The following is a 23,066-nucleotide window of genomic DNA, read 5'->3' on the forward strand; positions in this document are numbered from 1 at the left end:
TCCGATGATCAAGAAGGTTCTCGTTCCCCTGACCGGACGGCCGCTGGACCGCCGCGCCATCGCCACGGCCTTTCTGCTCGCCGACCGCTTCCGCGCCCATGTGGAGGGGTTGAGCGTCATGCCGCAGGTCGAAATCCGCACCTCCGTCGAAAGCGCCGCGATCCCCAAGGCGCTGGTCGAGCAGCTCATCCGCATCGGGCAAGAGGATCAGGCGCGGGTGGTCGATTCCGCTCATGAGTTGTTCGAAGAGTTCCGCACCCGCTTCGCCGCCGCCGAGGCGGACAGCCTGACCGGCGGTGCCGTGGGCGCGGAGGGTCCGACCGCCTCCTGGCAGCAGGCGACCGGCCCGCTGGCCGAGACCCTGGCGGAGGAGGCGCGGCTCGCCGACTTGGTGGTGATCGCCCAGACCTCCGACGGGACCAACGCCATGGGGCCGGCCATCGAGGCCAGCCTGTTCGGTTCCGGCCGCCCGCTGCTGCTGGCCCCGGCGGCCGAACCGGCGTCGGTCGGCTCCGCGGTCGCCGTGGCCTGGGACGGCGGGGCCGCGGCCTCGCGAGCGGTCGCGGCGGCGCTGCCGCTGCTGCAACGCGCCGGCAAGGCGGTCATCCTGTCGGCGGAGGTCGCCGACCCCGGACGCGCTTCCGATCCCGACCGCCTGTCGGCCTATTTGGCGCTGCACGGCGTCGCGGCGTCGATCCGCCGGGTCTCCGCGTCGGGCCGCGCGGTCGGGCGGGCCTTGCAGGAAACGGCGGCGGAGGCCGGCTGCGACCTGCTGGTGATGGGCGCCTACGGCCACAGCCGTGTCCGCGAACGGGTGTGGGGCGGCGTGACGCTCGACGTGCTGCGCGAACCGCCCGCCATTCCCATCTTCATGGCGCACTGATACATGGACTCATGCCCCCTCTCCCCGGAGGGGAAAGGGCTATGAAGGCCGGAGACGGACCATGCGCATACTCGTCGTCGAGGACACCGAGGATCTGGCCGACGCCATCGTCCACCGGCTGCGCAAGCTGGGCTACGCTGTTGACTGGGCGCCGACCGGGGACGAGGCGGAGGAGTTGCTGCGCCAGGAGGCCTACCAGCTCGTCCTGCTCGACATCATGCTGCCGGGGGTGGACGGACAGACGCTGCTGAACCGCCTGCGCCAGCGCCGCGACGCGACGCCGGTCCTGGTGATGACCGCCCGCTCGCAGGTGAATGTCCGGGTCGACCTACTCGACCTCGGCGCCGACGACTTCATCGTCAAGCCCTTCGACCTGCGGGAGCTGGAGGCCCGCTGCCGCGCCCTGCTGCGCCGCTCGCACGGGCTCGCCTCCTCGCGCACGCAGTTCGGCAATCTGGTCTTCGACGCCGCGGCCAAGAAAGTTCTGGTCGACGGCCGCCCGGTCGATCTGGGGGGCCGCGAGTTCCGCCTCCTGGAGCTGTTCCTCAGCAACCTGAACACGGTCCTGTCCAAGGAGGATCTGATGGACCGTCTGTTCAGCCTCGACCAGCCCACGGCGCTGAACGCCATCGAGTTGTATGTCTCCCGCCTCCGGCGCAAGCTGGAGGGCGCGTCGGTGGAGATCCGGACGGTTCGGGGGCTGGGGTATGTGGCGGAAGTGTGTGCCGAAGGCTGAAGGATTCTCGCTGCGGCGGCGGCTGTTCATCCGGCTGCTCGGCGTGCTGGCGATCCTGACCGCCGGGCTGTTCCTGTTCGTCAGCGCCTACGCCCAGCGCGCCGCCGACGCCGCCTTCGACCGGCTGCTGATGGCGTCGGCGCTGTCGATCTCCGACACGGTGCGTGTGGAGGATGGGCGCTTTTCCGTTGACCTGCCCTACTCCTCGCTGGGCATCCTGGCCCAGGCGCGGCGCGACCGCGTGTTCTACCGGATCACCGCGCCGGACGGCGAGCTGGTCACCGGCTACCACGACCTGCCGGTGACGCCCGCCAAGGCCGGGGTTGTCGGGGCGGCCGTCGGCGACTCCGCCACCCGGTTCGAGAACGCCACCTTCCGCGGCATGCCGGTGCGGGTCGCCATCCTGAAGCGCTTCGCGGCACAGCCGGACCTCAGTGGCTGGGTCACCATCGCCGTCGCCCAGACGCGGGAGGAGCGCGGGGCGCTGGCGCGCGACATCCTGGCGAACGCCTTCCTGCCCATCGCCTTCACCGTGGTTGCGGCGGGCGGGCTGATCTGGTTCGGGGTGCGGCAGGCGCTGGCCCCGCTCGGCTCGCTGGAGCGGATGATCCGCGAGCGGCAGCCCCACGACTTCTCCCCCATCGCCATGCCGCCGCCGCAGGAGGTCTCGCAGCTCGTCCAGGCGATCAACCAGCTCATGGCCCGGCTCCAATCCAATCTCGACACCATGCAGACTTTCCTGGCCGACGCCGCCCACCAGATCCGCACGCCGCTGGCCAGCCTGCGCCTGCAGGCCGAACTCGCCATCGACGAGGACGACCCCGACGCCCTGCACCGCATCGCCCAGCGCGTGCACCGCAACGCGGTGGAAGCCAGCCAGCTCACCAGCCAGCTCCTCAACCACGCCATGGTGGTCCACCGCAGCGAGGCGCTGAAGCCGGAGGACGTCGACCTCGGCGCCCTGCTGGAGCAGGTGTTCCAGCGCGCCCGCGCGGTGGCCGGCGACACGGCGATCCGCCTGGACATCGACCGCGCGGCGGAGCCGGCCACCGTCCCCGGCGACGCCATCAGCCTGCGCGAGGCGCTGACCAACCTGCTCGACAACGCGGTGAAGTACGCCGGCCCGTCCGGACCCATCGACCTGTCCCTGACCCCTTCGCCAAACGGGCGCGGCCTGCGCGTGGAGATCGCCGACCGCGGTCCCGGCGTGCCGGACGCCGAGAAGCGCCGCGTGCTGGAGCGGTTCGGGCGCGGCAGTTCCGCCGCCGGGGTGGCGGGCAGCGGCCTCGGCCTCGCCATCGTCACCTCGGTGGTGGAGGCGCACGGGGCGGCGTTCGCGCTGCTCGACCGTCCCGGTGGCGGGCTGATCGTGCGCATCGACTTCCCGGAGGCGGGCGGCGGCGGCACCACGGCAGGGGGAGGGGCCGCGCGGGCTTTGCTGCCGCTTCTGGTCCTCTGCGCCCTGCTCTGGTCCCCCTGGGCGCAGGCGGCGCAGCTCATCACCTACCCCGCCCCCGGCGGCGAGCGGGAGCGGCTGCGCATCCACTCGGCCACCGACCGTCAGGCCATCGAGCCACTGGTCCTCGATTTCCAGCAGCTCCATCCCGACGTCACCATCGAATACAAGGACATGGACACCGCCGACCTCTACGCCGAGGCGGTGGCCGCGCCGGCCAAGAGGAGAGCGGCGGAGACGCCCGACCTGCTCATCAGTTCCGCCTCCGACCTGCAGGTGAAGCTGGTCAACGACGGTTACACCCAGCCCCACCGCTCCGCCCTGACCGACGCGCTGCCGGACTGGGCGAACTGGCGGGACGAGGCGTTCGGCTTCACCTTCGAGCCGGCGGTGATCGCCTACAACCGCGACCTTCTGCCGGACGCGGAGGCGCCGCGCACGCGCCCGGCGCTGATCCGGCTGCTGCGCGACGACCCGGTGCGCTTCGGCCGGCGCGTCGCCACCTACGACACGGCCACCAGCGGCATCGGCTATCTGCTGGCGGCGCACGACGCCCTGCTGTTCGGCCAGTACTGGCAGCTCGTCGCGATGATGGGCAACGCCCAGGCGCGGCTGGCCTGCTGCTCCGGCGATATCCTCGACCTGGTGGAGCGGGGGGAGGTGTTGATTGCCTACAATGTCCTCGGCTCCTACGCGCGGGCGCGGGCGGCGGCGGGGGCGCCGATCGGCATTGTGGTGCCGGAGGACTACACGCTGGTCATCTCCCGCGTCGCGGTGATTCCCCGGACGGCGTCACGGCCGCGGCTTGCCGGTCAGTTCATCGACTACCTGCTGTCGCCACGCGGGCAGGAGGTGGTTGCCGAGCGCTCCGCACTCTACGCCATCTCCTCCGGCATCAAACGGGAGGCCTCGGCATCGGGCCTGCGCTCCAGCACCGCGGCACCGCTGCACCCCATCGCGCTCAGCCCGGCTCTGCTGGTCTTCCTCGACCGGCTGAAGCGGGAGCGTTTCCTGCAGCAATGGCAATCGGCGATCCTGCTGCCCTGAGCCGGTACCGCCTCACCCGGCGCGAGCCGCCGGCCTCACGGCGGCACTCCCCCATGATCCCGGGACGAAGCGCAACTTCTTGCAGAAGACGTCAGCCATTCGTTGATGTCATGGGGAAAAGTACAATCGAACAAAGAGAATTTTTTGGATCCTTCGTAACTTATCCAGATAAGATTTCGTATGTATGCGACCATGAGGACGTATACGGTTCAGATTCAATACAAATCCGCGATATTCTCTTGAGCGGTTGCACAACCGATACTATGATACACTCGGGTATGCAGGAGGGGCGCATGGCGGGCCTGTTGCAGGTGCTAACGGGGCGTGTTGCGCGTACGAACGCAGCCTTGGCGGTCTGCCTCCGGCGGCAGCCGGACCTTGCCGACCGGTGCCCCGCGCCGGCCGGTTGGGCACGACCGGCCAGAACCCCTCTCGCTTGAACCGACCCACGGGTGCGGGCGGCCGTAGTTCCGCCGCGGCGCTCGGGCCGGCGTCATCGGGTGGAGGTCCTTGAAGACCGAAGTGAACCTCATCCCTTCTGAAAGGATCATCGAGAATGAACGACAACAGCGAACGCGTCCCGTCCGTGCAGCCGGCGAACCTGGACCTCTCCTTCATCAACACGCGGCTGGAGACGGCCGGCTACACGCCGGAGCAGGCCGCGGAATCGGTTGAGGCCTACCGCCAATTCCTCGTCGTCGTGGCGGCGAAGCCGAACCTGATCCTGGTGCCGACGAAGGCTGCGGACGCGGCGTGGCACGAGCACATCCTGTTCATGGACCGCTACGAAGCGGACATGATGCGACTAGTCGGTGCCCGGGTCCGTCATCACCCGGACGCTCCCGACGCCGCCGCGTGGCAGAAGGCCGTCGCCAACACCCAGGACGCCTTCCGGGCGACGCTTGGCGTGGAACTGCGGACGGAGGAACTCGCGGGCTGCTTCCTCACGGTCGAGGCGGCCTGAGCGTCATACGATCGTATTGATCGTTGCATGATGCGGTGCGTTTGCTGCTAAATTCACTCGAATGGCAGCACGCTTCGTGGATGCCCCCCTGGACGGCGGCCAAGGCCACGCACAGGGGGGTGCCTGCCAGCCCCCAGCGACGCGAGGAAGGAGGGATTGGTGTCTGATCTGGTCCACGATCTTTCCGGCCGCGCCAGGGACATGAACGCCGGGCTCGCCGTCTTCGACAAGAGCGACACGCTGCTGGCGACCAACGACAAGCAGAAGACCATCTATCCGTTCATCGACTATTCGCGCGCGGTCACCTTCCGCGACATCGTATGGGAGTGTGTGAAGCATAAGAAATTCGGATCGGACACCATCTATTCCGATCCGGACCGCTGGATCGGCTATGCCGAAAACCTTCGCCGGTTCAACCGGTTCTGGCAGTCCTTCACACTTCATTCCGATGGCCGGGTCATCCAGATCACCTATGAAAGGTTGGATGACACGGACGGCTGGTGGTACCAGATCCGCCGCGACGTCACCAGCAACGTCCTGGAAAATTTCCGGAGCGGTTTCGACAGCCTGATCTCCCTCAACGGCGGTGGAGCCCTGCCGCAAGCGGCCCAGCCCGCCTTCGTCGTGCGGCTTCTCGACGCCCTTCCCTACCCGGCGGCGCTGCTGACCCCGCGCTGTCAAGTCATTGACGGCAATCAGTCCTTCGCTTCGATCCTGTCGCGGGGGGATGGGCTGTCCATAGTCGGCGGACGGTTGTGCGCTCCCGACGCACCGACCGAACAGGCGGAGTTGGCCAAGCGGGCCGCCGGCTTCTTCCGCCGCCGCACCCGCACGCCGATCACGATGCGCGTGTCGCGCTTGGACCAGCCGGCTCCCTATTTCGCCACCCTGTCGGAGCCGCCGGCCCAGAGCGTCGGAAGCGCGGGCCCGATGAACGGCATCCTCCTGCTGACCCTCGTCGATCCGGACGTGCTGCCGACCGTGTCGGCACGCGCCGTTGCCGAGCTTCTCCAGATCACCGGCTCGGAAGCCGAGATCGCGCTGGCCCTGTGCTCCGGGCGAAGCGTCGACGAGATCGCCGAGGACCGCGGGGTGGAGCGGCGGACCGTCTACAACCAGGTTTCGTCCATCCTGGGCAAGACCGGGCTCCGCAACCAAGCGGGAATCGTGCGTCAGGTGACGACGATCTGCTGGCATTTCGGGTCGCGCGTCTGATCGAATCCGCGTATGGTGCCTGAGGCATCGCCGGCCGCGCGAATACCTGGATATGAACGCACTCCTGTGCATACATATGGCGGACGTCCGGTGCGGTTCCGGCTCCGCTCTGGCCGGAGTCTGTGAAAGTGGCAGGGGCGTCTGTTTTGCCATCCCCCACCCACCACCCCACAATGTCCCGCATCATGCCGCTGCCCGCCGTCCTCCGCCTGCTTCTGACCTTTCTCGCGATCACAGCCGGCCTTTCCGGCGCCACGCTTCCGGCGGCGGCGGGAACCTTGCGGGCCGGCCTGTCCGACGATCTGACGACCATCGACCCGTTCGCCTTTCCCGGTCTGGTTTCCTCCGGCGTCCTCCGGCAGGTTTATGAGGGCTTCACCGCGTTCGACGCCGCCGGCAACACCGTTCCGGCGCTGGCCACCCGCTGGGAGACGCCGGACGGCGGGCGGACCTGGCGCTTCGCCCTGCGCCCGGACGCGCGCTTCCACTCGGGACGCCTCTTCACCGCCGCCGACGTCCTGTGGACGTGGGAACATCATCTGACGCGCAAGCCGCAGCCCGGCTACAGCGCCTTCTACCTGCGCGGAGTTGAGGGGGCCGCGGCGCTTCGGCAGGGATCCTCCACCACACTGGCCGGCGTGGAGATTTCCGACCCTCACACACTCGTCGTGCGGCTGACCGAACCCGACGCGCTGTTCCCGCTTTACCCCTTCCTGTTTGTCGACCGCGGCATGGAGGGCGAGCACGGACCGGCATGGCACGAGCGGGCGTCCGGCGGCACCGGCCCATTCCGCCTCATGTCCTGGCAGCGCGGCGAGTCCGTGCGTCTGGAGGCCCACGCCGCATATTGGGGCGGGGCCCCCACGGTGGACGCGGTGTCCCTGGCGGTGCTGCCCGACACCAACACGCTGCTGGCACGCTACGACGCCGGAGACCTCGACGTCGCGACGCTTCCCGACAACGCCGTACGCACCGTGGTGCGCCAGCCGCGCTACGACGGGCAGATCAAGGCCTTCGCCCGCGCTCAGGTGCGCTATCTCGCGCTGAACCAGGACCTCTACCCGCCCTTCCGCGACCGCCGCGTGCGCGAGGCGGTCGGCCTCGCGCTGGACCGGGTCGCCACGGTCAATGGTCTCCACGCCGGGCGGGCGGCGCTGACGAACGGATTCGTCACGCCCGGCCTGGGCGGCTACCAGCCCGACGCGGTGCCGCTGCCGCCGGGCGATCCGGACCGGGCCAAGGCGCTGCTGGCGGAGGCCGGCCATGACGGCGGGCGTGGTCTGCCGCCGCTCCAGATCGCCGGCGGACCCAATGTACGCGAGGAGGCCACCTATTTCGCCGCCCAGCTCACCGCGGTGCTGGGGATTCCGGTCGGTGTGCGCATCCAGGAGCGCGCGGCCTTCGTGGCGGCGATCAACGAGGGGCAGGAGGCGCTGTTCATCAACGGCTGGACGGCGGATTTCCCCGATCCCATCGACCAACTCGCCACCCAGTGGCACAGCGCAAGCCCGACCAACCGCACCCACTGGCGCAACCCGGGCTTCGACCGGCTCATGGAGCGGGCGCGCGGCCTCGCCGACCCCGTCGCCCGCAACGCGCTCTACCGGGAGGCCGAGGCCCTGCTCCGGGACCAAGCGGTGGCGGTGCCCCTTGCCACGCCGCAATTCGTGGCATTGGTGCGCCCGGGCGTGACCGGCGTGGTCATCCGGCCCGACGGCACGACGGATTACCACTCCGCCCGGTTGCCATGACGGGATGCCGGCCCGACCGCCGCGGTCTGTTCCGGCGCTTGTCCTGGCGCTTGACCCGGCGCCTGCCGGGGCTTCTTCTTCTGGCCGGAGCCGCCGTGCTGGCAAGCTTCCTGGCCTCTCATGCGCTTCCCGGTGACCCGGTCATGCTGATGGTCGACGGGCGGGCCGCCGACCCGGAGATGATCCGCCGGCTGCGGGAAGGCGCCGGTCTGGATCAGCCGCTGGGCGTTCAGTTCCTCTCCTACGCGCTGGCCCTGCTGCAGGGCGACCTCGGCCTGTCGCTGCGCTACGGCGGCGTTCCGGTGACAGCGCTGCTGAGCGGGGCGCTGCCGGTGACGCTGGGGCTGATGACGGGCGCGGCGGCCCTCGCCTTGCCCGTCGGCCTCGCGCTGGGCCTCGCCGCCGCCGACGACCGCCGGGCATGGCCGGGCACGGCCCTCACCATCGGGTCGGTGCTGGCTCTGTCGGTGCCGCCGCTGGCTCTGGCGACATGGCTGATGCTGGCTGGATCCGGGACCGCGCCATGGGCCGTGGCGGCGCTGGCGCTGCCGGCGGCGGCGATGATCGCCCGCCTGGCGCGGACCCAGCTCACGGAGGTTCTGGGACACGACTTCATCCGCACCGCCCGCGCCAAGGGGCTGGGCCGGGTCGCCGTTCTGCTGCGCCACGCCCTGCCGAACGCCCTGGTACCGCTGGCGGCGGCGGTCGGGTCGGTGGCCGGAACGATCCTCACCACCACGGCGGCGGTGGAAACCGTCTTCGCCCTGCCGGGGCTCGGGCGCCTGGCCGTCCAGGCGGTGCTGGCCCGCGACCACACGGTGGCCGGGGCCGCCGTCCTGGTCTTCGTCCTGATGCAGGTCGCCATCAGCCTGACCGCAGAACTGCTGATCGGCCTTGCCGATCCGCGGCTGCGCGGCGATGCGGGAGCGCCATGACCGTCACACGCTCCCCCACCGGACGCGCCGGGCTGCTGCTCACGGCGGCGCTGGTTGCGTTGCTGGCCCTGGCCGCCCTTCTGCTGCCGCTCGATCCATCCGCCATGGATCTCGGACAGGCCTGGACCGGACCGTCCGTCACCCACCCGCTGGGGTGCGACGGGCTGGGCCGCGACGTTGCCGCCCGGCTCATCGCCGGGACGGGAACCTCATTCGCCATCGCCGGGCTGGCGCTCGCCCTGGCGGTGGGGCTGGGCGTCGCGTCGGGCGGGGTGGCGGGCTGGATCGGCGGACGCGCGGATGCCGTGGTCCTGCGGCTGGCCGACCTGTTGCACGGCTTCCCGGAGCTGTCGCTCGCCATCGTCGCCGCAGCGCTGCTCGGTCCGGGCACCGAGGCCATGGTGCTGACGCTCGCCCTTGCGTCGTGGCCCTCCCAGGTTCGATGGTGCCGGGCGCTGGCCCTGTCGAGCCGCACCGCCGAGCATGTCCGGGCTTCCGCCGCCCTCGGAGCGGGGCCGCTGCACGCGGTCCGCCGCCATCTCCTGCCGGCGGTCGCCGGGCCGGTCGCCATCCGCGCCGCCCTGTCCATCGGTCCCGTCATGGTGGCGGAGGCGACGCTGAGCGGTCTCGGCCTGGGCATCCAGGAGCCTTCGGTGTCGCTGGGCACGCTGATCCGCGACGGGTTGGCCGCGCTGCGCGACGCCCCTCACCTGATCGCCGCAACGACCGTCACCGTCGCCGCCATCGCCCTGGCCGTCAACCTGCTGGCCGAGGGGCTGCGCGAGGGACTCGACCCGCGACGGCGCTAGCGGAGGACGCCGCGTCACCCTTGTTTGGCGGCGGCTCCGCGCTCGTACCAGCCGCGGGTCCGCTTCACGATGGGGACCACCGACAGCATCACCGGCAGGTTGACTTGGCCCACCTCCCGATGGACGTCAGCGGTCATGCCGGGCCATCCTCCCGGCGGACGTGGCCGATGCGCTGTCCGGCACCGTCCACCACCGCCTCGCCGTCCTCCTTGGCGAAGGCGCCGCGCTGCCGGTCGGGAAGAATGTCCAGGACCAATTCGGACGGGCGGCACAGCCGCACGCCGAGCGGCGTCACGACGATCGGCCGGTTGATGAGGATGGGATGGGCGATCATGGCGTCGAGGATCCGGTCATCATCGAGCGCCGGATCGTCGAGGCCGAGTTCCGCGTAGGGCGTGCCCTTCTCACGCAGAACGGCGCGCACCGGCACGCCCATGCGGCGGATGAGATCGGCGAGGTCCCGGCGGCTCGGCGGCGTCTTCAGATACTCGACGACGACCGGCTCGACGCCGCTGTTGCGGATCATGGCCAGCGTGTTGCGCGAGGTGCCGCAATCCGGGTTGTGGTAGATGACGATGGTTGTCATGGGAGATGTCCGGCCAAACCGTTGGGGTCCATATATTTCCATATTTTTCAAAATATGGAATAGTGAATTCGTGGGCGACCGGCGGCGCGCTTGCTGCCAAGGTGCCCGTCCGATAGGCTGCGCCCCATGAACGTCAAGGATGTCATCGCCGGGCTGGGAGCGCTGGCACAGGAACACCGGCTGGCTGCGTTCCGGGAGCTGGTGCAGCAGGGGCCGGAGGGGCTTCCGGCGGGCGTGCTGGCGGAGCGGCTGGGCCTCGCGCCGGCGACCCTGTCGTTCCACCTCTCGCAGTTGAGCAACGCCGGCCTCGTCGCGTCGCGCCGCCAGGGCCGGCTGATCATCTACAGCGTCGATGTCGGGCGCTTCCAGGCGCTGCTCGGCTTCCTGACCGAGAATTGCTGCCAGGGAAACGCCGAACTCTGCCAGCCGCGTCCCGGCGGCTGCGCGCCGGGCGGCGACTGAGGCGCGGTCAGCGCCGCTGCAGCGCCATGGTGTAGCGGAAACCGGCGCCAGGATGGGTGTTGACGGCGATCTCCACGAGACGCCCGTCGTCGGTGAAATAGCGCCGGGTGATGACGAGGATCGGCGACTGCGGCGGGACATGCAGGCGCGAGGCGACGTTGAGGCTAGCCGGGGCGGCCTCGATGTCCTGCATCACCTCGGCGATGCGGACGCCGTAGCGCTGCTCCAGCACCGTGTAGATGGCGTACTGCACCACCTCCAGGTTGCGCACCACGTCGGAGAAGGCGGCGTCGATGTAGACTTCGACGTAGGAGAAGGGCTCCGACGTCTCGCGGGTGCGGCGCAGCGCGCTGACGCGGAACCACTGCGTGTCCGGCCGGCAGCCCAGCCGGCCCGCCAGTTCCTCCTCCACGATGATCCGGTCGACGGAGAGGATTTCCAGGCGGGTCGAGGTGGCGTATTGCACCAACTCGTCCAGGGAACTGATCGAATTGACGAAGCGCCCATCGGCGCGGCGCGCCGCCAGGACCGACCCCGATCCCTGGCGGCGCAGGATGTAGCCCATCTCCTGGAGCCGGCGCAGCGCCTCGCGCACCGTGTGGCGGCTGACGGCGAAGCGGCTGCACAGCTCCTGCTCGGTCGGCAGGCGGTCGCCGACGGCGTAGGTGCCGGCGTCGATCTCCTCCAGCAGGCTGCGGACGATCTCCTGGTAGAGTGGAGTCTCCCCCCGCTCCGCCGCGCCGTCCGTGCCGCTGGTGTCCTTCAGGCTGTCCGCTTCGTCCGTCATCGCATCCCTCATGATGCCGGAAGATGGACGAGGCGGGGCGCCGATGCAACCGGCGTACGACGCTCCCGCGCGGCTGGGCTTACTTCAGCAGGACCAGCGACAGGGCCGGGAAGGCGTTGATGACGACCAGCGCCACCACCCGCATCCCGTAGAAGGGCAGCACGCCCTTCACGATGGCATGGAGCGGCATCTTGGTGATGCGGCTCATCACAAACAGGTTCAGGCCGACCGGCGGGGTCAGGGTCGCCACCTCGACAAGAGCGGTCATGATGACGGCGAAGTGGATCAGGTCCACCCCCACGGCGTGCGCCATCGGGAACAGGATCGGCGCCAGCAGCACGATCATCGACACGCCGTCCAGGAACATGCCGACGACGAGCAGCAGCAGGTTGACCGCCAGCAGGAACTCGAAGGGGGAGACCTGCGCCTCCTTCAGCATCGCCGTCAATTCGGCGGACAGGCCAAGGCGGGTCAGCACCGCGGTCAGCAGGCCGGAGCCGAGCAGCACGCCGTAGATCATCACCGTCTGGAGCACCGACTCCCGCGCCGTCTCCCACACCGCGGCAAGGTTGGCGGTGCGGTAGACCATCGTCACCAGGACCACAGCATAGACCGCGGCCAGCGCCGACACCTCGGTCGGGGTGAACCAGCCCATGTAGATCGTGCCGATGATGATCACCGGCATCATCAGCGCCCCGGCCGCACCCGGCAGGCGCTGGCCGAAGCCCTTCCAGTCCGGACGCTCGCCGACCCGGCCGTAGCCGTTGATCCGGCTGACGATCAGCGTGGTGAGGCCGAGCAGGAACGCCTCGAACAGGCCGGGCACGATGCCGGCGATGAACAGGTCGGTGATCGGCAGGCCGACGATGGAGCCGATCAGGATGAAGGTCAGCGACGGTGGGATCATCAGACCCAGCGTGCCGCAAACCGCCACCAGCGAGGCGGCGAAACGCGGCGGATAGCCCTCCGCCGGCAGCAGCTTCACCGCCGCCGGGCCGAGCGCCACGGCGCAGGCCACCGACGAGCCGTTGACCGCGGCGAAGAACACGCTGGACATGGCCAGCGCCAGGGCGACGCCGCCGCGGAACCAACGGATCACCGTCCCGACCAGCTCCAGGATGACCAGCGCGAGGTTGCCGCGCGACATCAGGTTGCCGGCGAAGATGAAGAACGGGATGCAGACCAGCGCGTACTTGTCCACGGAATCCCAGGCCATCTGCGCGACCAGGACGACCGGGATGTTGAAGTTGAAGGTCAGCAGCCCGACCGCGATGACGCCCAGTGCCAGAGCGATGTGCACGCCCCCTGCCACGAGAAGCAGCAGGCTGACGACGGCGATGATGGATGTCATGGTGTTTCCTTCCCCCTTACTGGGTTGCCCTTTTCTTATCGCCGCCTAGAGATTCTCGCCTTCGGTGGGCGGATCGGGGTCCTGGCCGCGCAGCAGCAGGATGATGTTGCCGACGAAGGCGAAGCCGTAGAGCACTCCGCCCAGCGGCAGCACCAGCCGGACCATCCAGAGCGGCAGGTCGAGGTTGGATTCGGTGAACATGCCGATGGCGTGGAGGTGGGCGACCTCCTGGATCCCGGCGACCACCAGCAGCACGCTGAAGCCCAGCCCGATCAGGCTGTTCAGCCAGGAGAAGGCCAGCCGCAGACCCTGCGGCATCATGTTGAGCAGCAGGTCCATGCGGATGTAGTGGCCGTGCCGCGTGCCGACGCCCAGCGACAGGAGCACGCTCCACACCACCAGGAAGCGGACCAGCTCCTCCGCCCACCAGTGGCTCTCCGACAGGAGCGAGCGGCTGGACGCCTCGTAGAACATGATGCCGATGGCCGCCATCATCAGGATCGTGGCGACGTTCAGGAGGATGCGGTCCTCGATGAAGCTCCACCAGCCCGGCAGGCCGCGCGGCTGGACCGCACCGGCGGCCTGGGTGTCGGGGGCCTGGGCGTCAGGAGGGGCGGCATGGCCGTGCGGAGACGCGGGGGTCAATGTATCGGTTCCCGGCATGGGTGGAACTCCCTTCACGAGAAGACCTGTGTCTGGGGGACGCGGCTCAGCCAGCCGGCAGCGCGCTCGTGGGCGTCGGCGATGCGCAGCAGCGTGGCTTCCGCCTGCGGGCGGGCGATGAGCTGCATGGCGATCGGCATCCCGTCCGGATCGAAGCCGGCGGGCGTGACGAGCCCCGGCAGGCCAAGGTAAGAGACCGGGCGAGTCAGCGCCGCCACCCCGGCAACCACCGCGGCCATCGCCGGCCCGGCCCCCACGTCGGTCTGGGCGGCGGTCGGCACCCGGCCGCGCAGGGCGGGAACGAACAGCGCGTCGCATTGCGCGAAGGGGCCATCGATCATCGCCCGCAGATGAAGCGCGCGGAGCTGCTTCGCCTGGAGGTAGGAGGCCGCCGGCACCATCAGCCCCTGCAGAAGCCGCGCGCGGACCTGAGGGCCGTAGTCCTGCGGACGCTCGCGCAGCCAGGGCGCGTGGACGGCCGCCGCCTCCGGCGTGAAGACGAGGTTGGCGAGGTCGCCGTAGGGCTCGTGGTCGGGGATGTCCACGTCCACGATGCGGGCGCCGGCGCGCTCCAGCACCGCCCGCGCCCGCTCCAGCGCGGCGGCAACGGCGGGGTCAAGGCCGTCGTAGTAGAATTGGCGCGGGATGCCCAGCCGCAGCCCCTCGACCCCCTGGCCGAGGCCGGAGGCGGCGTCCGTCCGCCCGGTGATGACCGCGAAGAGCGTCGCCGCGTCCTCGGCGCTGCGCGCCAGCGGGCCGACGCAGTCCAGGCTTTCCGACAGCGGCATCACGCCGTCCATCGGCGTCGCCCCCTGCGTCGGCTTCAGACCGACCACGCCGCACAGCGCCGCCGGGAGCCGCACCGACCCGCCGGTGTCCGACCCCAGCGAGCCGAAGGCCAGCCGCCCCCCCACCGCCGCACCGGAGCCGGAGGAGGAGCCGCCGGTAATGCGGTCGGGGTCCCAGGGGTTGCGGCAGCGCCCGAGATGGGCGTTGTGCCCGGTCGGCCCCATGGCGAATTCCGCCATGTGCAGCGTGCCGAGCGTCACCGCGCCCGCCGCGTCCAGCCGCTCCAGCACCGTGGCCGTCCGCTCCGGGCGGAAGCCGCCCCGGATCGTCGGGGAGCCGCAGGTGCAGCGCTTGCCGGCGCGATAGAACATGTCCTTGTGGGCCAGCGGTACGCCGTGCAGCGGCCCGCGCAGCCGTCCGGCCCGCGCCTCCGCGTCGGCGGCGCGGGCGGCGGCCAGCGCCTCCTCCGGCTCGACCGACAGGAAGGCGTTGAGCGTCGGATTCAGCCGGGCGATGCGGTCCAGGCAGGCGTCGGCCAGGGCTTCCGCCCGCAGCGCGCCGTCGCGGACCGCCCTTGCGGCCTCCGTCAGGGTCAGCGATGTGGGATCGGTCATGCCCGCTCCCCGGCGATGAGCGCGGCATGGGCGCCCAGCGGCACGTCGAACAGCGAACCGCCGGGATGCGCCGCCGTCAGCGCACCCGGCACGGCGGCCAGCAGGCGCCCGCACAGGGCGGCGTCGGCATCGTCCAGGGACACGCCCTGGATCCTGGCCAGGGTCCGTGCGCAATCAGCGGCGTCCCCGATGAGGTTTTCCGTCATTCCTTCCCTCCCTTCCGGTGCTGTCCCCGCGCGGCTCTTCCGGCCGTTCGCCGCGGGCAGGGCCTTAATGGCCCCCTTACCCGGATCGTTGCAGCGTCATTTCATAGCGGTATCGTCCGGCCGCGTGGCTGCTGACCGCCACCTCCAGCGCGTTTCCTTCGGCGTCCAGATAATGGCGGATCACCACCAGGATGGGGGTGCCGACCTCCACCGACAGGCGGGATGCCAGGTTGGCGTCCGCCGAGGTGGCCTCGATCGACTGCACGACCTCCTCGATGCGCAGGCCGTAGCGGCTTTCCAGCACCGCGTAGACGGCGACCGGAAAGGTCCCGATGGCCTGGGCCACGTCGTCGAAGGCGGCGGGCAGGAAGACCTCGGTGTAGCAGAGCGGGGTCCGCTCCCCCGGCTGGCGGCGCAGCGCCACCACCCGGACCCAGGGGGTGTCCGGCTGGGAGCGCAGAAGCTCCGCCGTCCGCCCCTCGACCAGGATCTTCTCCACCGCCAGCACCTCCAGCCGGGTGGAGGAGGCGTACTGCCCGATCTCCGCGAGGCTGGACAGCGTGTTGTGGAATCGCCCGTCGGGACGGGCGGCGGTCACCACCGATCCCGAGCCCTGGCGGCGCGCGATCAGGCCGAGATCCTGGAGCCGGCGCAGCGCTTCCCGCACCGTGTAGCGGCTGGCGGAGAAGCGCAGGCACAGCTCCTGCTCGGTCGGCAGCCGTTCGCCGACCCCGACCCGCCCGCCCGCGATGTCGGCGCGCAGCGCCTCCAGGATCTCCTGGAAGCGCGGCCCCTCCGCGGCGGACGGGCGGACGGAGGCCGGGCGAACGGCGGACTTCACAGAGCCCCCTGCTCGCGCAGCGCGGCGATCCGCTCCGGCCCGATGCCGATGCGGCCCAGAACGTCCTCGGTGTCGGCGCCCAGCGCCGGGGCGGGGCGGGTGGGAAGCCGCTCGCCGCCGATGCGCACCGGCCCGGTCAGCATCCGCACGCCGTTGGCACCGTCCGGGTCGGCGAAATCGGCGACCCGGTCGCTGTCGCGGACGAAGGGATTCTCCAGCGACTGGGCGATGTCGAGGACCGGGGCGGCGGGAACCGCACCGCCGAGGATCTCCACCCACTCCGCCGTGTCGCGCTGGCCGAGCACCTCGTCCAGCAGGACGGTGAGCAGTTCGCGGTTGGCGAGTCGGTCCTTGAAGCTGCGGAAGCGCGGGTCGTCCCCCCATTCCGGCTTGCCGATCTTGTCGCAGAAGACCGGCCAGAACTTCTCCTTGTTGCACATCACGAACAGCCAGCCGTCGCGCGTCCGGTAGAGCTGCGACGGGGTCAGCGAGGGATGCGCGGAGCGCGGCTCCCGCCCCTGGTTGTGGCCGCCGTTGAGGTACCAGGTGGCGAGGTAGGTCATGTTGTGCAGCGCCGTGTCGAACAGGCTGACGTCGACGTCCGAGCCCTTGCCGCTGGCCCGCGCCCCGACCACGCCGGAAACGAGGCCGAAGGCGGTCATCAGGCCGGTCATCATGTCGACCACCGACATGCCGAAGCGGGCGGGCGGGCCGTCCGGCTCGCCGGTCACCGACAGATAGCCGGCCTCCGCCTGCATCAGATAGTCGTAGCCCGGCCAGGCCCGCCGCGGCCCCGTGCGCCCGTAGGCGGACAGGTGGGCGCAGACGATCTTGGGGTTGACCGCCTTCAGATGCTCGTAGGTCAGGCCCAGCTTGTCCGGCAGGTCGCCGCGCAGATTGTCCAGAACGGCGTCGGCGTGGCGCACCAGCTCGTGCAGCACCGCCATGCCCTCGGGGTGCTTCAGGTTGAGGGTGATGCTGCGCTTGTTACGGTTGAAGGACTGGTAGAAGTGGCTGTTGCCGGGGCCGAAGAAATGGGGGCCGACATGCCGGCCGACCTCGCCGCCTTCGGCGGGATTCTCGACCTTGATGACTTCGGCCCCGAGATCGGCCAGCAGCATGGTGCCGAACGGGCCGGCGCCGTATTGCTCCACGGCGATGACGGTGACGCCTTCGAGGGGTAGCACGCGGTGTCTCCCTGATGGGGGTGTGCGGGGTGTGTGGTGTGGGCGTAGCTGCGCTGGAGCCCCCCTCCCGACCTCCCCCCGCTTTCGCAGGGGGAGGAGAGAAGTTCCCTCCCCTGCGTCAGCGGGGGAGGGTTAGGGTGGGGGCCCGACGCGATCACCCTCCCCTCACACCGGATTCTGCTCGATCAGCCGCTTGGCGATGATGATGCGCTGGATCTCGTTGGTGCCCTCGCCGATGCACAGCAGGGGGGCGTCGCGGTAGAGCCGCTCCACCACGAACTCCTTGGAGTAGCCGTAGCCACCATGGATGCGCATGGCGTCCAGGGAATTCTCCACCGCCGCCTCGGAGGCGAAGAGCTTGGCCATGCCGGCCTCGTAGTCGCAGCGCTCGCCGCGGTCGAGCGCCTTGGCCGCCTGCTGCACGAGGAGCCGCGCCGCGGAGACGCGGGTCGCCATGTCGGCCAGCTTCATCGCCACGGCCTGATGCTCGTGGATCGGCTTGCCGAAGGTCTTGCGCTGCTGGCTGTACTTGACGGATTCGTCCAGCGCCGCCTGGGCAACGCCGACGCCGCGCGACGCCACGTTGACCCGGCCAAGCTCCAGGCCGGAGATGGCGCAGGCCATGCCGCGGCCCTCGACCCCGCCGATCAGCCGGTCGGCCGGGACGCGGTAGTCCTCGAAGACCAGCTCGGCGGAATCGATGCCCTTGTAGCCCAGCTTCTCCAGCTTGCGGCTGACCTTGAAGCCCGGCCCCTTCTCGGCCAGGAACATCGTCATGCCCTTGTGGCGGGGCTGCGCCGTCGGGTCGGTCTTGACCAGCAGGGCGAAGCAGCTTCCCTGGATGCCGTTGGTGATCCAGGTCTTCGAGCCGTTGATGACGTAGTCGTCGCCGTCGCGCTTGGCCACCGTGCGGATGGCCTGGAGGTCGGTGCCGCAGTCCGGCTCGGTCAAAGCGAGGCCGCCGCGCAGCTCACCGGTGGCAAAGCGCGGCAGGAAGGCGGCCTTCTGCTCCTCCGTCCCCGTCTTGGTGACGATGAAGGCCATGATGAGGTGCGAGTTGATGATGCCGGACAACGACATCCAGACCGACGAGATGCGCTCGATCATCTTGGCGTAGGTGGAGGGGCGCAGGCCCAGCCCGCCGTATTCCTCGGGGATCGTCGCCCCGAACAGGCCCAGCTCCTTCATCCGCTCGACGATCTCGTCGGGGTAGGCGTCGTCATGCTCCAGCTTCAGGGCGACCGGACGGACGTGGCGGTCGAGGAAGCGGTCCACGCTGTCGAGGATCAGGCGGTCCTGCTCGTCGCGCTCCGCGTCGGTCATGGTGTTGGCGTCGCTCATGGCGTGTTTCCCGGATTGAATGGTCAGCGGACGGACGGCGACAGCACGGACAGCGAGTCCGCCGCGCGCGGGCTGGAGTCGAGGCCGAGGACGGCGTCGGCGATGCGCGCCGCGGCGGTCTCGTTCACGGCCATGGCGGCGTTGCCGCGGTACTTGTCCACGATCTCGGCATTGGACAGCGGGCGGTCGGCAGCGCCGCGGTTGATGTGCTCGCGGTGGCGCAGCTCCCGCCCATCGTCGAGCGTGATGACCAGCTCGCCCGAATAAGCCTTGGGGAAGGGCGAGTCGGGGTCGTGGCGGTATGACACCTTCGACGCGATGTCGAGGATCGCCGCGTCGCCCAGCGCGTCGTTCTCCAGCTCCGCCAGGGTCAGGCGCCCGCGCACCAGCGCGGCGGCGACCAGGAAGGGCACGCTGAACTGTGCGTCGTAGGAGTTGGAGGGCCGCTTCTTGTTGGCCTCCGGCTCGCAGACGGTCTTGACCACCTGCTCGGGCACCAGCGCCTCGATGCGGCGGATGCGCGCGAGGTCGAGGCCGTCGCGGCGCAGCTCCAGGGCGGCATCCACGCAGGCGTGGGTGAAGTGACAGGCCGGATAGGGCTTGATCGCCGTCGCCATCAGCTCCCACGTCTCGCCGAGGCCGGCGGTGGCGATGCCCAGTTCGGCGCGCCCGGCCTCCTTGCCGAGATAGGCGTTGAACAGGCCGAAGCGGCCTTCGTAGGGGCGGGTGACGCCGGTGAAGCCCTCCCGGGCCAGCGCCGCCGCGGTGATGCCCGCCGCCGCTGCCCAGCCCGGATGCAGGCGCTTGTTCCAGGCGCCGTCCTCCAGGAACTCCAGGCTGCCGCTCGCCATCGACAGGGCGATGCCCTGGGCGGCGGCGAGCTGCGCGCGGGTCAGGCCGAGCAGACGGCCGGCGGCCAGCGCGCAGCCGAACACGCCGATCATGCCCGTCGGGTGGAAGCCCACCTGATGGAAGCCGCCGCGCGCCACCGCGCCGAGCCGGGCCGCCACTTCGACGCCCAGCACATAGGCGCTGACCACGGAACGGCCGTCCGCCCCGGTCATCGCCGCCGCCGACAGCACGGCGGGCATCACGCTGGCGGTCGGGTGGATGACGCCGCCGATGTGGGTGTCGTCGTAGTCGAGGCCGTGGCAGAGCAGCCCGTTGACCGTCGCCGCGTCGCGGGCGGGCAGCGAGGCGGGCATGCCGATCACCGGCACCGGCCCCTCCCCCGCCAGCCCGCGCAGGGCGGTCAGCGTCTTGTGGGCGAAGTCGTAGCGGGTCGAGGCGAGCGCGATGCCCACGGCGTCCAGCATGTGGTGCGGCGCGCGGGCGCGGACCTCCGCCGGAATGGCGTCGTCGGGGGTGTCGGCGACGAAGGCCGCCAGCGTGGCGGCAATGGATTCCATGGTCGGATCGGTGGCGGGCATGGTTCCTCCCTTTTGTTCTTCTCGGGCTATCTGTTTGTCTGGGATTGTCCGGATCAGTCGCTCCGGATCAGTCGCCCCGGATCAGTCGCCGATGCCATGGCCCCGCTTGGGGACGAGGCTGGCCCGTTCGAAGGTCAGGAAGACCGTGCCGTCGGCCTTGTAGCCCTCGGTGTAGGTGGTCACGATGCCCTGGGTCGGGCGCTTCTTGGATTCGCGCACGTCCAGCACCTTTGAGCGCGCGTAGATCGTGTCTCCGGGGAAGACCGGGGCGACCAGCTTGATCTCCTTCCAGCCGAGGTTGGCGACGGACTTGTAGGAGACGTCGTCCACCGTCATGCCCAGCACCATGGCCAGCGTCAGGCCGCTGTTGACCAGCGGCTTGCCGAACTCCGACTTCTCGGCGAAGGCGTGGTCGCAGTGCATGGGGTGGCGGTTCATCGTCAGCAGGCTGAACTGGATGTTGTCCGCTTCCGTGATGGTCCGGCCGGGGCGGTGCTCGTAGACATCGCCGACGGTGAAATCCTCGAGGTAGCGGCCAAGGTCGGCGACGATGGTCCGCGGTTCCTGAACATCGGGCATGGGCGGGCGTCTCTTGTCTGCGGATCGGAGGGGTGAGTGCGGGGCGCCGATCATTTCAAGGTGACATGTTCAGCGCGTGTGATAGCATGTTGTACGTACAAATAACACGCCCCCTCACCCTTGGAAAGCGTTTTCATGCCCAACAATCCGCAGAACGCAGCAACGACGCCGGAATCGCCGGTCCGCCGCTCCTACCTGTTCGTTCCCGGCGCCCGCCCGGACCGTTTCGCCAAGGCCCTGGGGGCCGGCGCCGACGCGGTCATCATCGATCTTGAGGACGCGGTGGCCCCCGGCGACAAGGACAGCGCCCGCGCCGCCGTCTGCGCCTTCCTGCGGGAACATGACGGCGCGGGCGGCCCGGCGGTTTTCGTCCGAACCAATTCAGTGCGCAGCCGCACCGGCCTGCTCGACATCCTCGCTTTGACCGATCCTCCGGACGGCGCCGCGCCCCGCTGGGCGGGAATCCTGCTGCCGAAGGTGGACGGGGCCGAGGATGTCCGGCTGGCCGCCGGGCTTCTCGACGAGCGCAACCTCCCCGGCGCGCTCGCCGCGCTGATCGAGAGCGCCGACGGGCTGGAGAACGTCATGGCGATCGCCGCGGCCTCCCCCCGCCTGTCCTTTCTGATGTTCGGCGGGGCCGACCTGTCGGCGGAACTGCGTGTGCCGCTGGCCTGGGAGCCGCTGGTCCAGGCCCGCACCCGGATCATCCACGCCGCCGCCCGCTTCGGGCTGGACGCGCTGGACATGCCGTGGATTGCGCTGGACGACGAGGAGGGCTACCGCCAGGAGTTGGCGCGCAGCGTCCTGCACGGCTTCACCGCGCGCTCGGCCATCCATCCCAAGCAGATCACCGCCATCCACGACGCCTATACCCCGTCGCCCGAGGCGGTCCTGCGCGCCGGGCGGGTCCTGGCCGCCTTCGAGGCGGCGGGCGGCGGGGTCTGCGTGCTGGACGGCAAGCTGGTCGAGCGGCCCCTGGTGCTGGGGTCCCATCGAATCCTGGCATTGGCCCGTCGCGCCGGAATGCTGTAGGCCAGGAATCGACCGTTCACGCGCGCCGCGCCACCACCACTTGTCCGGACTCCACAAGACGTAGGGCCCATGACCACGCAAGAAACCCCGCCCGCCCCCTTTCCCCTGCTGCTGGCGGAGGTGACCAGCGTCCAGACCGTCGCCACCCTGTCGGTTCTGACGCTGGCGACGGTCGCCCCGCTGGCCGCGGCCTCGCTGGGGGTGGGGTCGGAGGCGGTCGGCTACCAGATCAGCGTCATCTACAGCGCCGCCGCCCTGGTGTCGGCCTTCGCCGGGCTGGTGGTCCGCCGCTGGGGCGCCGGGACGGTGGGCGTCCTAGCGCTGGCGCTGGGTCTGGTCGGTTGCCTGGGGCTCGCCACCGGGTCCCTGTGGGTCGCGGCGCTGGCGTCGGTGCTGCTCGGCATCGGCTACGGGCTGGTGAATCCGTCCTCCTCCCACCTGTTGAACCGCTTTACCCCGCCAGCGCGGCGCAATCTGGTCTTCTCGCTGAAGCAGACTGGCGTGCCGCTGGCCGGCGTGCTGGCCGGGCTGACCCTGCCGGGAATCGGCGAGATCGCCGGCTGGCGCGGGGCGGCGCTGGCGGTGGCCGGCATGTTCGCGCTGCTGCTGGTCCTCTTCGCGCCGGGCCGCCGGGTGTGGGATGACGACCGCAGCCCCGGCCTGCCGATCCGCGGCAATCTGATGGAGGGGCCGCGGCTGGTCTGGCGGGTGCCGGCGCTGCGCGGCTTCGCCCTGATGGGCTTCTTCTTCTCGGCGATCCAGCTGTCGTTGATGGCCTTCACGGTGAACATGCTGGTGCACGACCTGCACTGGTCCATCGTGTCGGCCGGGCTGGCCGTGTCGGTGATGCAGGCGGCGGGGGCGGCGGCGCGCATCGGCTGGGGGCTGCTGGCCGACCGGCTGCGCTCCGGCGTGGCGGTGCTGGGCGGCATCGGCGGGCTGTCCGCCGTCTCGGCCTTGGCCACCGCCGGCCTGGGGCCGAGCTGGCCGGTGCCCGCGGTGATCGGCGTGCTGACGGTGTTCGGCATCGCCGCCATCGGCTGGAACGGCGTGTTCCTGGCGGAGGTGGCGCGCGTCGCCCCGAAAGGCACGGCCAGCACGGCGACGGGCGGCGCGTTGATGTTCACCTTCTCCGGCGTGGTCGTCGGTCCGGCGCTGTTCGCCACCCTGTTCAACACGGTCGGCAGCTACGGCGAGACCTTCGCCTTGATGATGGCCTTCCCTCTGGCCGGGGCGGCGGCCGTCCTGTTCTGGTCGCGCCGCAAAACTTGATGGCGGGGGTCATAGGCCCATCGCGCAGAGTTGTACGTACAATATTGTTGGCATCGCCCACTGTTTTCCCCTATGATCGTTCGGACAAGCGGGCCAGAAGCGTCCGAACGCAGTCATGGGAGGGAAGCCA

At 70.2% G+C, this 23,066-nt stretch carries 23 protein-coding genes; 11 read left to right on the forward strand and 12 right to left on the reverse strand.

What is annotated here, in order from left to right:
- The first annotated feature begins 4 nt into the window (after positions 1-4).
- The 8 genes from FHW79_RS27040 to FHW79_RS27075 all read left to right on the forward strand — a co-directional run bounded on the left by FHW79_RS27040 (position 5) and on the right by FHW79_RS27075 (position 9,796).
- A complete protein-coding gene (locus tag FHW79_RS27040) occupies positions 5-883 on the forward strand; it encodes a universal stress protein (protein WP_183181778.1) in 879 nt (292 codons plus the stop codon).
- A gap of 61 nt (positions 884-944) precedes the next feature.
- Positions 945-1,619 (forward strand): response regulator transcription factor, encoded by a 675-nt coding sequence (locus tag FHW79_RS27045; RefSeq protein WP_014200002.1) that lies wholly within the window; start codon positions 945-947, stop codon positions 1,617-1,619.
- A complete protein-coding gene (locus FHW79_RS27050; RefSeq protein ID WP_348984286.1) occupies positions 1,606-4,122 on the forward strand; it encodes an extracellular solute-binding protein in 2,517 nt (838 codons plus the stop codon). The genes FHW79_RS27045 and FHW79_RS27050 overlap by 14 nt, the downstream gene beginning before the upstream one ends.
- A gap of 556 nt (positions 4,123-4,678) precedes the next feature.
- Complete coding sequence (locus FHW79_RS27055; protein WP_183181780.1) at positions 4,679-5,086, forward strand: hypothetical protein; 408 nt, start codon at positions 4,679-4,681, stop codon at positions 5,084-5,086.
- 159 nt (positions 5,087-5,245) lie between these two features.
- Positions 5,246-6,301: a helix-turn-helix transcriptional regulator gene (locus FHW79_RS27060; RefSeq protein ID WP_183181781.1), complete on the forward strand. Its 1,056-nt coding sequence runs from the start codon at positions 5,246-5,248 to the stop codon at positions 6,299-6,301.
- Between the two features lie 185 nt (positions 6,302-6,486).
- Positions 6,487-8,052 carry an ABC transporter substrate-binding protein gene (locus FHW79_RS27065; RefSeq protein WP_183181782.1) on the forward strand — a complete coding sequence of 522 codons (1,566 nt, stop codon included), beginning with the start codon at positions 6,487-6,489 and terminating at the stop codon, positions 8,050-8,052.
- Positions 8,049-8,987, forward strand: a complete 939-nt coding sequence (locus FHW79_RS27070; RefSeq protein ID WP_183181783.1) for an ABC transporter permease — start codon at positions 8,049-8,051, stop codon at positions 8,985-8,987. Before FHW79_RS27065 ends, FHW79_RS27070 begins: the two co-directional genes overlap by 4 nt.
- A complete protein-coding gene (locus tag FHW79_RS27075; RefSeq protein WP_183181784.1) occupies positions 8,984-9,796 on the forward strand; it encodes an ABC transporter permease in 813 nt (270 codons plus the stop codon). Before FHW79_RS27070 ends, FHW79_RS27075 begins: the two co-directional genes overlap by 4 nt.
- Positions 9,797-9,810: 14 nt before the next feature.
- Here the strand turns inward: FHW79_RS27075 and FHW79_RS33380 are convergent, their stop codons facing one another.
- Together FHW79_RS33380 and arsC are read right to left on the reverse strand one after the other, a co-directional pair.
- Positions 9,811-9,933: a hypothetical protein gene (locus FHW79_RS33380; RefSeq protein ID WP_282184036.1), complete on the reverse strand. Its 123-nt coding sequence runs from the start codon at positions 9,931-9,933 to the stop codon at positions 9,811-9,813.
- Positions 9,930-10,382: an arsenate reductase (glutaredoxin) gene (arsC, locus tag FHW79_RS27080; protein WP_183181785.1), complete on the reverse strand. Its 453-nt coding sequence runs from the start codon at positions 10,380-10,382 to the stop codon at positions 9,930-9,932. The genes FHW79_RS33380 and arsC overlap by 4 nt, the downstream gene beginning before the upstream one ends.
- A 126-nt stretch (positions 10,383-10,508) precedes the next feature.
- On the opposite strand from arsC, the gene FHW79_RS27085 reads away from it, so the two are divergent.
- Positions 10,509-10,844, forward strand: coding sequence for a metalloregulator ArsR/SmtB family transcription factor (locus FHW79_RS27085; protein ID WP_183181786.1), 336 nt, complete (start codon positions 10,509-10,511; stop codon positions 10,842-10,844).
- A 7-nt stretch (positions 10,845-10,851) separates the two neighbouring features.
- Here the strand turns inward: FHW79_RS27085 and FHW79_RS27090 are convergent, their stop codons facing one another.
- The 10 genes from FHW79_RS27090 to FHW79_RS27135 form a co-directional block, all read right to left on the reverse strand.
- On the reverse strand, positions 10,852-11,631 hold the full coding sequence (locus FHW79_RS27090) for a GntR family transcriptional regulator (protein ID WP_183181787.1): 780 nt from the start codon (positions 11,629-11,631) through the stop codon (positions 10,852-10,854).
- Positions 11,632-11,710: 79 nt separating this feature from the next.
- Positions 11,711-12,982, reverse strand: coding sequence for a TRAP transporter large permease (locus FHW79_RS27095; RefSeq protein ID WP_183181788.1), 1,272 nt, complete (start codon positions 12,980-12,982; stop codon positions 11,711-11,713).
- 45 nt (positions 12,983-13,027) lie between these two features.
- Positions 13,028-13,645: a TRAP transporter small permease gene (locus tag FHW79_RS27100; RefSeq protein ID WP_183181789.1), complete on the reverse strand. Its 618-nt coding sequence runs from the start codon at positions 13,643-13,645 to the stop codon at positions 13,028-13,030.
- A gap of 14 nt (positions 13,646-13,659) precedes the next feature.
- The gene (locus tag FHW79_RS27105) at positions 13,660-15,048 is read right to left on the reverse strand and encodes an amidase (RefSeq protein ID WP_183181790.1); all 1,389 of its coding nucleotides are present in this window, start codon (positions 15,046-15,048) and stop codon (positions 13,660-13,662) included.
- A complete protein-coding gene (locus tag FHW79_RS27110; protein WP_183181791.1) occupies positions 15,045-15,254 on the reverse strand; it encodes a hypothetical protein in 210 nt (69 codons plus the stop codon). The genes FHW79_RS27105 and FHW79_RS27110 overlap by 4 nt, the downstream gene beginning before the upstream one ends.
- Positions 15,255-15,330: 76 nt before the next feature.
- The gene (locus tag FHW79_RS27115; RefSeq protein ID WP_183181792.1) at positions 15,331-16,095 is read right to left on the reverse strand and encodes a GntR family transcriptional regulator; all 765 of its coding nucleotides are present in this window, start codon (positions 16,093-16,095) and stop codon (positions 15,331-15,333) included.
- A complete protein-coding gene (locus tag FHW79_RS27120) occupies positions 16,092-17,282 on the reverse strand; it encodes a CoA transferase (RefSeq protein WP_183181793.1) in 1,191 nt (396 codons plus the stop codon). Before FHW79_RS27120 ends, FHW79_RS27115 begins: the two co-directional genes overlap by 4 nt.
- Before the next feature lie 165 nt (positions 17,283-17,447).
- Positions 17,448-18,623, reverse strand: a complete 1,176-nt coding sequence (locus tag FHW79_RS27125; protein ID WP_051140958.1) for an acyl-CoA dehydrogenase family protein — start codon at positions 18,621-18,623, stop codon at positions 17,448-17,450.
- A gap of 23 nt (positions 18,624-18,646) precedes the next feature.
- A complete protein-coding gene (locus tag FHW79_RS27130; protein WP_183181794.1) occupies positions 18,647-20,053 on the reverse strand; it encodes an MmgE/PrpD family protein in 1,407 nt (468 codons plus the stop codon).
- Positions 20,054-20,134: 81 nt separating this feature from the next.
- On the reverse strand, positions 20,135-20,632 hold the full coding sequence (locus FHW79_RS27135) for a MaoC family dehydratase (protein WP_014200021.1): 498 nt from the start codon (positions 20,630-20,632) through the stop codon (positions 20,135-20,137).
- A 135-nt stretch (positions 20,633-20,767) separates the two neighbouring features.
- Between FHW79_RS27135 and FHW79_RS27140 the strand changes: the two genes are divergently transcribed.
- Both FHW79_RS27140 and FHW79_RS27145 read left to right on the forward strand, forming a co-directional pair.
- On the forward strand, positions 20,768-21,664 hold the full coding sequence (locus FHW79_RS27140) for a CoA ester lyase (RefSeq protein WP_183181795.1): 897 nt from the start codon (positions 20,768-20,770) through the stop codon (positions 21,662-21,664).
- A 69-nt stretch (positions 21,665-21,733) separates the two neighbouring features.
- Positions 21,734-22,936, forward strand: coding sequence for an MFS transporter (locus FHW79_RS27145; protein WP_183181796.1), 1,203 nt, complete (start codon positions 21,734-21,736; stop codon positions 22,934-22,936).
- The last annotated feature ends 130 nt before the right edge of the window (positions 22,937-23,066 follow it).

This window comes from Azospirillum sp. OGB3, assembly GCF_014192915.1.
Classification (GTDB): Bacteria; Pseudomonadota; Alphaproteobacteria; order Azospirillales; family Azospirillaceae; genus Azospirillum.